Source organism: Dietzia sp. E1 (assembly GCF_014145015.1).
GTDB classification, from domain to species: domain Bacteria; phylum Actinomycetota; class Actinomycetes; order Mycobacteriales; family Mycobacteriaceae; genus Dietzia; species Dietzia cinnamea_A.
On sequence record NZ_JAALDU010000073.1, the window covers coordinates 1 to 9,369 of the forward strand.

The following is a 9,369-nucleotide window of genomic DNA, read 5'->3' on the forward strand; positions in this document are numbered from 1 at the left end:
CGCCGCGGTGGGCGCCGCGGTGGGCGCCGCGCCGGCGGTGGGGGCGGAGAGAGGGGCGACGACGACGAGGGCCGCAGCCGCCGCGCAGAGCGTCCGCGCGATTCTCGGGGAGGTGAGGGAGTTCATACCCGGAGGGTAGTCCGCCGCCCGGGCCGCACCGGACAGGTTCGCCCGGTCCCGCAATCGGCGGGCCGCTTTCGTCCCGGCTTCACCCAGCCCCGCAAGCGGCGAGCCGGTTTTCTTCCCGAGGCCCGCAGTAGGGTGCCCGTCCCCGTCGTGGCTAGGTCGACTGGCCTTCAGCTGGCCCGCCGTTTCGACACGTGACCGCCCAAGCGCGGGCTCAACGCGCATCTGGTCGTCATCATCGATTTCTTGGACGTCACCATCGTGGCCCAGGCGGCGTTCTGCCCACATGACTACGACCTTTTCCGCGGTGGTTACGACCGGATCGCCGCCGCAGCCCGACGCGCGGTGTCTCATGGGGCTGGTTCGCGCTGCCGGCTCCGCTGCGAAGTGGCGCGGGCGCGCGGCTCCGGGTCGTACGCTTCGGCCGTGGCGCACAAGCGGATCGATATTCCCGACCTCACCGGCCAGACGTGGCTCGTCACCGGGGCGACGAGCGGGGTCGGGCTCGAGACGGTGCGGTCGGCGTCCGGGCACGGGGCGCGGGTGATCCTCGCGGTCCGGGACACCGCACGCGGTAAGCAGGTGGCGTCCGAACTCCCCGGGGACGCGCGCGTCGTGGAGACGGATCTGGCCTCCCTCGCGAGCGTGCGACGCGCGGCCGGCGAACTGACCGGCGAGGGCGGCGAGGAGATCGACGTCCTGGTCAACAACGCGGGAGCCGTCACGCCACGGCGTCGCGAGACCGAGGACGGATTCGAGATGTTGCTCGGCGTCAACGCGCTGGCCCCGTTCCTGCTCACCAACCTGCTGCTGCCCGTGGTGCGTCGGCGCGTGGTGATCGTCGCGTCCAATGCACACCACGCCGGAACCTTCGACGGCGACGACCCGCACTTCCGGCGCCGGCGGTGGACGTCCGCGGCGGCGTACGCGCAGTCCAAACTCGGGGACATGCTGTGGGGGCTCGAGCTCGAGCGGCGGCTGCGCGACGGACGTGCCGAGGCCGGCAGGGTCGGGGTCGACGTCCAGCTCACGCACCCCGGGTGGGCGGCCACCGGGATCTCCAACGCGACGGGTAACGCGACGCTGGACAGGATCGTCACCGGCGTCTGTTCCCTGTTCGCCCAGCCCGCGGCGCAGGCGGCGCTGACGACGATGAGCGCCGCGACTCGACCGCTGCCGCCGTGCAGTTACACCGGTCCCGACGCGATGAGGCACCTGCGCGGCATGCCCACGCTCATCGGTCGGAGCGCCGAGGCCTCCGACCCCGCGGCGGCAGCGCGGTTCTGGGAGTTCGCCGAGGCCGAGACGGCCGCCGCGTCGGCTACGCGCTGACCGCGTTCGCCGGGTGATGACCACACCCGTCGGCCGTCGGTGCGCTCAACTGCAACTGAATGGTTGCACTCGGGCGCCCGTCGTGTCATCGTGGGAGGGCAGGTGCAGCCGCGACATCACCTCACCGAGCGGGAGGCACCTCGGGGGAGAGGAGAGCCCGATGAGCGAGAACACCGTGCCCGTCGACGGCGATAGCGAGCCCGGAGCGGGAGTGACCAGCGATGACGTGCCCGACGAGATCGTCCGCAGCATCCACATCGAAGCCGAGGCGGGGACGGTCTGGGCCATCGTGTCGGAGCCGGGATGGTTCATCAACGACGGCACGTGGACCGAGCACGAGATCACCACCGACGGCGACGTGTCACGGGTCGTCGACCCGGTGCACGGCGAGTTCACTATCGGCACCGTCGAGCTCGACCCGCCGCGTCGCGCGGTGTTCCGGTGGCTCGGCGGCATGGCCGGAGAGGTCGACGAGGCGCAGGCCAACCTGGTCGAGTTCACGATCGAGGACCACGGATCGGGCGTCGTCCTGACGGTCCGCGAGACCGGCTTCGCGGGGCTGCACGACGACGCGGCCGTCCGGCGCCGGCGGTTCGAGGAGAACTCCGAGGGCTGGGTGTCCGAGCTGGAGCTCGCGCGGGTGCGTGCCGAGGGCGGCGGATGAGCAGCCGGAAGGACGAGGTCCCGCACGACCGGCTGCTCAGCGAGGAGGCGGATGGTGTGTTCGGCGCCCTCGCGGACCGGACGCGTCGCCGGGTCCTCGTTCGACTCGCCGATCGGCCCGACGACGCCGGCGCCGTGGCCCGCGATCTCGGCGTGAGCCGCCAGGCGGTCGCCAAGCACCTGCGCATCCTCACCGACTCAGGGCTCGTGCACGCGCGACCGCATCACCGTCGACAGGTACACGCCGTGCGGCCGGACCGTATCCGGGAGATCTCCGACCTCCTCGGCGCGGTGTCGCGGGGATGGGATCGTCGGCTCGCGCAGGTCAGGGAGCGCGCTGAGCGCCTGGATCGGGCCGAGGCGGCCGAGCGCGGGGAGGGTGCCGCGTCCGACGAGCGCGGCGACGTCGCCGAGTCCGCCGAACGCGGGTCGGGCCCGGGCGCCCCTAGGTGAGGTGGTCGTACTCGCCGTCGACCCACGCCGCGTAGCGCTCGGCCGACCGCTGCACCGCGGCCCGCGCGTCCCGGGGGACGAAGCCACCGAAGTTGCTGTAGAGCCTGTCGAAGTCGTACCGCGAGACGTGCTCGGCGATCCGGCGCACCACCGCCCCGGACAGCGGCATCCAGTTGGGGAACGACCGCATGAACGTCACCCACTCCCGGTCGGCGACGGTGCCGATCGTGTCGCCGCTGAACAGCACGCCGCGGCCGTCCGGAGCGGTCCAGTGCACGACCACGCTGCCGGGGAAGTGGCCGCCCGGTTGCGACGCCCGCACGCCGGGCAGGATCTCGATCTCGCCGCCGTCGGCCGGGTCCGCCGCGTGGCCCCCGCCCCACACGATCGTGTTGCGCGGTCGCAGGCCCAGCCACTGCTCGTCCGGAGCGGAGACGTACACCGGGCAGTCGTCGAACGCCGCCGACCACAGCGACTGCAGCCCGTACATGTGCGGGTGCGAGGCGATGATCGCCGACAGACCGCCCCACCCGCGGATCGCCGCGACCGCCTCGTCGCTGATGTAGTTCGGCACCTCGACCAGGACGTTCCCGTGGTCGGTCCGGATGAGCGACGGCCGCTGGCCGATGCCGGGGCAGTACTTCTGCTCCAAACCGATGACGTCGGTCTCGCGCTCGGTGAACTCGATCGACGCACCCGCCGCCCGCGACTGCTCGGGCGTCGTCCAGCGCTGCCCGGCAACGGGCACGTACTGGCGTTCGTCCGCGCAGATCGGGCACACCTCGGGCAGGGGCTCCGCACGCTCGACCCCGCACGTCGCGCACTGGGTCACCGCGCTCACGGCATGTCCCCCTCGATGTCGACGGGGTGCCACGACTCGCCCACCTGCACCTCGAGGGACCCGTCGGCGGGTCGGGTCTCACGCTGACCGGCCACGGCGGCCTCGAGGGCCTGCTGGGCGGTCTCGTGCTCGCCGAGATCGATGGTCTGGTCGGGGGTGTGGAGGCGGTAGTGGGGCATGCCCCCCAGTGTCCCCCCGGCGGGCGCGGGCCGCATCCCTCGCCGGCGCCGGGGGACCCACCCTGCTGCTCGGCGGGTCTTCCCCTCGTCCCGACCGCAGCGCACACTGGGAGCAGGCACCTCGCGTCGGAAGGGCACACCATGTCGTCGTCATCCTCTTCGTCACACGATCAGGCGCCGACGGCGCCCGCCGACCCCCCGTCCGGTTACCCCGACCTGGGTGCGGACCCGATCGACGGGATCCGGTTGCTGCGCGCGCCTGCCGTGCCCACCGCCGTGGTCCGTGTGACGGGCGTGCCGATGTCGGAGCTGACCGGGGTGTTCGACTCCGTCTTCGGGACCGTCCTGCCGCGCGCGTTCGAGGCCGGCCTGGCTCCCGCGGGCCCGCCCATCGCGCTCTACACCGCCGCGGTCGAGGGGCCCGACTCGGTGGTGGACCTGGAGATCGGCTTCCCGCTCCGCGCCCCGCTGGCCGAGCAGGTGGGCACGGAGCCGATCGAGGCCGACGGTCGACAGCTCGTCGCCTCCGAGCTGCCGGCCGGCGAGATCGCCGTGATCAGCCACGTGGGCTCCTACGACGACCTCGGGCAGGCGTGGGGCGACTTCATGGGCGAGATCGCGGGGACGGGACGCGCTCCCGGGCTGCCGTTCTGGGAGTCCTACGTCACCGAGCCGTCGCCCGACATGGACCCGGCCACGCTGCGGACCGACCTGTTCTGCGCGGTGCGCACGCCCGACGACGCGGCTTGACCCGCCCCGGCGCCTCCCGAGAGGGTTTCGCGCGTCAGCCGTCGCTTGTGTACGTTCCACCGGGAGGCGACCTGGGCGAACGCGGGCCGAAGTGACGGCTGGCGGAGTCCAGTCACGGTGAGGGTCCGCGGGGCGGGCCGAAGTGGCGGCTGGCGGGTCGCGGGGCGGGTCGAGGAGTGCGGCGCGGGTCCGGGGCTACTCCATCTCCTCCAGCGAGCGGCCGGTCGTCTCGGGGATGAACCGCGCCACGAACAGTAGCGACAGCAGCGCCGCGACCGCGTAGAAGCCGTAGGTGAACGGCAGGCTGAACTCAGCCATCGGCGGGAACGCGGTCGACACGGCGAAGTTCGCCAGCCACTGCGCGGCCGCCGCCAAACCCAGCGCGGTGGAGCGGATCCGGTTGTTGAACATCTCGCCGAGCAGCACCCACACCGCCGGGCCCCACGACATGCCGAAGAACACGACGAAGCCGTTGGCGGCGATGAGCGCGACGAGCCCGGAGGTGTCGCCGAGCTGCGGGGCGAGTTCGCCGTCCGGCCCGGCGACCATGGTGGCCTGGCTGAACATCGCCGCCATCACCGCCAGGCAGACCGTCATGCCGACGGAGCCGATCATGAGCAGCCTGCGACGCCCGATCTTGTCGATGAGCGCGATCGCCACGATCGTGACCACGATGTTCGTCACCGACGTGATGACCGACTGGGTGAACGCGTCCTCCTCGGCGAAGCCGACCGACTGCCACAGCGTCGTGGAGTAGTAGAAGATCACGTTGATGCCCACGGCCTGCTGGAAGACCGACAGGATGATGCCGATCCACACGATGGGCAGGAAGTTCCACCCGCCCGGGCGGATCAGGTCCCGCCAGGACTGGCGGCGGTCCTCGCGGACGGTCGCCCGGATCTCGCGGATGCGGGAGTCGATGCCGCCCTCCTGGATCGACCGCAGCACGCGTTTGGCCTCGTCGACCATCCCGCGGCCCACCAGGTAGCGTGGCGATTCGGGGATCATCAGCGCCAGCACGCCGTAGGCCACCGCGGGGATCACCTCCGCCCAGAACATCCACCGCCAGGCTGCCGCCCCGAACCACAACTCCTCGATCGCGCCGCCGGCCACTCCCGCCAGCCACGCGTCCGAGAGCAGTGCCACGAAGATGCCCGAGACGATCGCCAGCTGCTGTAGTGAACCGAGGCGACCTCGGACGGCCGGCGGCGCCACCTCCGCGATGTACGCCGGCGCGATGACCGACGCGGCGCCCACCCCGAGCCCGCCGAGGACACGCCAGGCGATGAGGTCCCACGGGCCGAACGCGAAACCCGATCCCAGGGCGCTCGCGAGGAACAACACGGCCGCCAGGACCATGACGCGGGTGCGGCCCCACCGGTCGGCCAGTCGCCCGGCCAGGTAGGCGCCGAGGATGCATCCGAGCAACGCCGAGGAGACCGTGAACCCGATCAGCCCGGCACCGATCCCGAAGTCCTGCTGCACCGCGTCGACCGCGCCGTTGATGACCGCGGTGTCGAAGCCGAACAGGAACCCGCCGAGCGCGGCGACCAGGGAGATGATCACCACCCGGCCGGTGTGGAACGACTCCTCGTCGGACGGCTGTCGGGACGTCTGCTGTGTGGACATGCGTACCCCGCTCCCCGGGCCCGCCGGCCCTGTGACAGTGGTGAGAGGAGGGTAGGACTGGGGCGCAAGTGGCGCAACCGACGAGGAGGCGCAGCAGAAAATGGCCCGGTGCGCGCCCGCGGCGTGAGAACACGTTCTAAGCTCGGGTCACCTCGTCGTCGTCACCGAAAGGCCACCCACCATGAGCGCCGCGGCCACCGCACCCGAGCAGATCCGCGCCACCGCGCAGTCCTACGTCGACGCGCTCGTCGCCGGCGACCTCGAGGCCGTCATGGCCCTCTACGCCGACGACGCCACCGTCGAGGACCCCGTCGGCGGCGGCACCGTGCACGAGGGCGCGGAGGCGATCCGCGCCTTCTACTCCACCGTCACCGCGCTGAAGATCGAGGCGAAGGTCCTCGAGACCCGCGTGTGCGGCAACGACCTGTTGTTCAACTTCGAGATCACCACCCACTTCGACGGGGGCTCCAAGGCGACCATCAACGTGTGGGACCTCATGGTCCACGACGACGAGGGCAAGGTCTCCTCCATGCGCGCCTACTGGACCCCGGAGAACATGAGCTGAGTGCACCGGCCGGGGGCGGCGGCGAACGGCCGTCGCCTGCCCGCCCGGGGCGGCGGACCTACGACCCGCCCTGGCTCCCCGCGCCCTGCGGGACGTTCTCCGACGGCTGGACCACGACCAGGCCCTGCCCGCCGAACGCCAACTGGAACGTCTCGCCCGACCCACCGCGGATCAGCGACCGCAGGCCACCGGTGTCCACGCGCACGTCCATCGACACCCCGGCCGTCCACAACACCACGGCCTGCGGATCGGCGAAGGTCGGCGCCCCGGCGACGTCCAGCGCCACCGGCTGCCCCTTGGTCGTCACCGCGACGAAGCCCGTCCCGCGCAGGGAGACGTTGAACAGGCCGCCGGTCATCACGGCGCCCTTCGCGGCGATGCGGTGGATGTCCCACGCGATGCCCTCGGAGAAGGCCAGGACGCTCGCTCCGTTCACCGAGATCATGTCGTCCTCGAGGTACAGCACCTGCACCTCGGAGGCCTGGTCGGCCAGGAACAGCTCGCCGCGGCCGGAGCAGCGCATGAGCGGAACGCCCTCGCCGGTGGCGGCGGCCTTGAACATCTTGCCGAGCCCGCCGCTGCCGATGTTCTCGAAGCCGATCTGCCCCTGGTAGGCGACCATCGACCCGGTCCGCGCGAGGATCGGCTGGTCGGCGAGGGTCACCTTGAGCATCTTGGAGTTCTGGAGCGCGAACGGGCGGCTCGTCTCCGCCTCCCGGGCGTTCTGGAAGAGGTCGCCGTGGATCATGGCGTCGACGCTACCCGCGCTGCGCTAGCGTGGAACGCATGATCACCGCAATCGTCTTCGTCCACGCCGAGACGGCGCGGATCCCCGAGGTCGCCTCCGCCATCGCCGAGATCGACGGCGTGTCAGAGGTGTACTCCGTCACCGGCACCATCGACCTCATCGTGCTGGTCCGCGCGCGGCGCAACGAGGAGATCGCCGACATCGTCTCCGACCGCCTCAACAAGGTACCCGGCGTGCTGGACACCGAGACGCACATCGCGTTCCGCACCCAGTCCAAGCATGACCTCGAGGCCGCGTTCTCGATCGGTTACGAGGACTGACCGCTCATCTGCTGGAACGGGCGAGCCGGCGAGCCCGGCGCCGCGCGCGCTGCAGCTCGGCGAGCAGGTCGGGGCCGCTCCACCGGCGCCGGTTCTCGCCGTCGGCCTCGGCCTCGCGCACCAGTTCCACGATCCGCTCGCAGGCCGGCGCCGACAGTCCGAGCTGACGGGCCATCTTCACGACCTTGCCCTGCAGGACGTCGATCTCGGTGGGCCGGCCCCGCAGCAGGTCGTCGTTCATGGACGAGGTGCCGTCGGCGTCGACCCGCATCACGGCCCGACCGAGCCGGCGGAACAGCGGGGTGGGCAGGCGCATCACGATCGGTAGGGCGCCGGCGGGCACGGCGAGCGGCACCCGGGGCACCACGCCGGCCGCGGTGAACACCCGGTTCGCCTCGGCCTGGCACAGGGCGAGGCAGCACCGCAGATCGCGGTCGAGCAGCTCGGTGCGCAGCGGCAGGCCGGACAGGGCCTGGACGGCGTTGTTGAGGTTCATGAGGACCTTGCCGTGCAGGACGGCCTGGATGTCGTCGGTGGGACGCAGCGGCAGCCCGGCCTCGGTGGCGGTGCGCAGCAGCGGCGCGAGCCTCGGGTGCTCGGCGATCCGGATCTCGCCGGTGGACGTGCGGCGGTAGGTGGCGGGCCCGGTGCGCGCGACGTTGAACGGCACGAACCCGGCGATCACCGGCGCGGAGTCCACGCCTTCGCGGATGAGGTCGGCGGAGTGCAGCCCGTTCTGCAGCCCGACCACGAGGGTGGTGGGGCGCAGGAGCGGCGCGAACTCCGCGGTGGCGGCGGCGGTCTGACCGGCCTTGGTGCACACCAGCACGACGTCGGCGCGGCGGACCGAGTCCGGGGTGGTGGCCAGGGTGAGCATGTCGGCGGGGACGTGCAGGCGGCCGCCCTCGGTGCCGCCCGCCTCCACGGTGAGGCCCAGTTCACGGATGGGGTCGAGGACGTGGGGTCGTCCGACGAGGGTCACGTCGGCGTGGCGGGCGAGCCGGCCGCCGAGGTAGCAACCGACCACGCCCGCGCCGATCACGGTGATCCGCAGAGGGGAATCGGGGCTGGTCATGGTGGTGCAGACGTTACGACACGCACGGCCGCGCGGCAGGCGTTCGCGGCACGCGGGCGTGCGGAAAAGGCGCGAGGCGGTGGGCGCGGCGCGTGAGGGAGTGGCCGGCGGGCGTCAGCGGGGCCGGGGTCGCAGGACGACCTCGGTGGGGTGGGCGTCGGGGGTCGACTCCAACGCGTGCCGGACGGCGGTGGCCACGGAGTCGGCGCTGAGGTAGGCGCCGGGCTCGTAGGTGCCGCCCTCGTGCGCGACGATCGCGCGCTGCATGTCCGTGTCGACGCGGCCGGGGTGGATGGAGGTGACGCGCAGGTCGGGCTCCTCGCCGCGGAGGGTGTCGGTGACGGCGCGCAGTGCGAACTTGGAGGCGCTGTAGGAGCCCCAGCCGGGCTTGGCGGTGGTCCCTGCGCCGGAGTTGACGACGACGAGGTGTCCTCGTGCCGCGCGCAGCGCCGGGAGCAGTGACCGGGTCAGCTCGACCACGGCCAGCACGTTGACCTCGAACGCCCGGCGCCACTGCTCGGCGTCGGTGTGTTCGATCCGGCCGAGATCGGCGACCCCGGCACAGTGGACGAGCCCGTCGAGCGTGCTGAGGCCGTCGGCGACGCGGGCGACCCCGTCGGCGGTCGTGAGGTCTGCCTCGACGATCTCGACGGACCGGCCGTCGTCCGGGTGTGCGGACCGGCCGTCG

12 protein-coding genes are annotated in these 9,369 nt (G+C 72.2%); 6 read left to right on the top strand and 6 right to left on the bottom strand.

Annotation, left to right across the window (positions count from 1 at the left end):
- Positions 1-552: 552 nt before the first annotated feature.
- From G6030_RS03215 to G6030_RS03225, 3 genes are all read left to right on the top strand, one after another.
- Complete coding sequence (locus G6030_RS03215) at positions 553-1,458, top strand: SDR family NAD(P)-dependent oxidoreductase (protein WP_182642184.1); 906 nt, start codon at positions 553-555, stop codon at positions 1,456-1,458.
- Between the two features lie 160 nt (positions 1,459-1,618).
- On the top strand, positions 1,619-2,122 hold the full coding sequence (locus G6030_RS03220) for an SRPBCC domain-containing protein (protein WP_182642185.1): 504 nt from the start codon (positions 1,619-1,621) through the stop codon (positions 2,120-2,122).
- Positions 2,119-2,574 (top strand): helix-turn-helix domain-containing protein, encoded by a 456-nt coding sequence (locus G6030_RS03225; RefSeq protein WP_182642186.1) that lies wholly within the window; start codon positions 2,119-2,121, stop codon positions 2,572-2,574. The genes G6030_RS03220 and G6030_RS03225 overlap by 4 nt, the downstream gene beginning before the upstream one ends.
- On the opposite strand, the gene G6030_RS03230 is transcribed toward G6030_RS03225, so the two are convergent.
- Together G6030_RS03230 and G6030_RS03235 are read right to left on the bottom strand one after the other, a co-directional pair.
- Positions 2,567-3,415 (bottom strand): hydrolase, encoded by an 849-nt coding sequence (locus tag G6030_RS03230; protein WP_347238559.1) that lies wholly within the window; start codon positions 3,413-3,415, stop codon positions 2,567-2,569. The two genes, G6030_RS03225 and G6030_RS03230, sit on opposite strands and share 8 nt — an antisense overlap.
- Positions 3,412-3,594, bottom strand: coding sequence for a hypothetical protein (locus G6030_RS03235; RefSeq protein ID WP_182642188.1), 183 nt, complete (start codon positions 3,592-3,594; stop codon positions 3,412-3,414). Before G6030_RS03235 ends, G6030_RS03230 begins: the two co-directional genes overlap by 4 nt.
- A 141-nt stretch (positions 3,595-3,735) precedes the next feature.
- Here G6030_RS03235 and G6030_RS03240 point away from each other — a divergent pair, with 141 nt between their 5' ends.
- Positions 3,736-4,344: a GyrI-like domain-containing protein gene (locus G6030_RS03240; protein ID WP_182642189.1), complete on the top strand. Its 609-nt coding sequence runs from the start codon at positions 3,736-3,738 to the stop codon at positions 4,342-4,344.
- 195 nt (positions 4,345-4,539) lie between these two features.
- Here the strand turns inward: G6030_RS03240 and G6030_RS03245 are convergent, their stop codons facing one another.
- Complete coding sequence (locus G6030_RS03245; RefSeq protein ID WP_182642190.1) at positions 4,540-5,973, bottom strand: sugar porter family MFS transporter; 1,434 nt, start codon at positions 5,971-5,973, stop codon at positions 4,540-4,542.
- Between the two features lie 181 nt (positions 5,974-6,154).
- On the opposite strand from G6030_RS03245, the gene G6030_RS03250 reads away from it, so the two are divergent.
- The gene (locus G6030_RS03250; RefSeq protein WP_182642191.1) at positions 6,155-6,538 is read left to right on the top strand and encodes an SgcJ/EcaC family oxidoreductase; all 384 of its coding nucleotides are present in this window, start codon (positions 6,155-6,157) and stop codon (positions 6,536-6,538) included.
- Between the two features lie 58 nt (positions 6,539-6,596).
- Here G6030_RS03250 and G6030_RS03255 read toward each other — a convergent pair whose 3' ends face one another.
- Positions 6,597-7,286: an AIM24 family protein gene (locus G6030_RS03255; RefSeq protein ID WP_182642192.1), complete on the bottom strand. Its 690-nt coding sequence runs from the start codon at positions 7,284-7,286 to the stop codon at positions 6,597-6,599.
- A 38-nt stretch (positions 7,287-7,324) separates the two neighbouring features.
- Here G6030_RS03255 and G6030_RS03260 point away from each other — a divergent pair, with 38 nt between their 5' ends.
- On the top strand, positions 7,325-7,606 hold the full coding sequence (locus tag G6030_RS03260; RefSeq protein ID WP_061228358.1) for an Lrp/AsnC ligand binding domain-containing protein: 282 nt from the start codon (positions 7,325-7,327) through the stop codon (positions 7,604-7,606).
- Between the two features lie 4 nt (positions 7,607-7,610).
- Here G6030_RS03260 and G6030_RS03265 read toward each other — a convergent pair whose 3' ends face one another.
- Both G6030_RS03265 and G6030_RS03270 read right to left on the bottom strand, forming a co-directional pair.
- Positions 7,611-8,681, bottom strand: coding sequence for a 2-dehydropantoate 2-reductase (locus G6030_RS03265; RefSeq protein ID WP_182642193.1), 1,071 nt, complete (start codon positions 8,679-8,681; stop codon positions 7,611-7,613).
- A gap of 114 nt (positions 8,682-8,795) precedes the next feature.
- Positions 8,796-9,369 (bottom strand): SDR family oxidoreductase (locus tag G6030_RS03270; protein ID WP_182642194.1); only part of this gene is annotated, 574 nt, incomplete at its 5' end.

Bases quoted from the DNA above. Each gene is read 5' to 3' on its own strand.
- G6030_RS03220 (WP_182642185.1), top strand. From the start codon at position 1,619: ATGAGCGAGAACACCGTGCCCGTCGACGGCGATAGCGAGCCCGGAGCG.
- G6030_RS03225 (WP_182642186.1), top strand. From the start codon at position 2,119: ATGAGCAGCCGGAAGGACGAGGTCCCGCACGACCGGCTGCTCAGCGAG.
- G6030_RS03235 (WP_182642188.1), bottom strand. From the start codon at position 3,594: ATGCCCCACTACCGCCTCCACACCCCCGACCAGACCATCGATCTCGGC.
- G6030_RS03240 (WP_182642189.1), top strand. From the start codon at position 3,736: ATGTCGTCGTCATCCTCTTCGTCACACGATCAGGCGCCGACGGCGCCC.
- G6030_RS03245 (WP_182642190.1), bottom strand. From the start codon at position 5,973: ATGTCCACACAGCAGACGTCCCGACAGCCGTCCGACGAGGAGTCGTTC.
- G6030_RS03250 (WP_182642191.1), top strand. From the start codon at position 6,155: ATGAGCGCCGCGGCCACCGCACCCGAGCAGATCCGCGCCACCGCGCAG.
- G6030_RS03255 (WP_182642192.1), bottom strand. From the start codon at position 7,286: ATGATCCACGGCGACCTCTTCCAGAACGCCCGGGAGGCGGAGACGAGC.
- G6030_RS03260 (WP_061228358.1), top strand. From the start codon at position 7,325: ATGATCACCGCAATCGTCTTCGTCCACGCCGAGACGGCGCGGATCCCC.
- G6030_RS03265 (WP_182642193.1), bottom strand. From the start codon at position 8,681: ATGACCAGCCCCGATTCCCCTCTGCGGATCACCGTGATCGGCGCGGGC.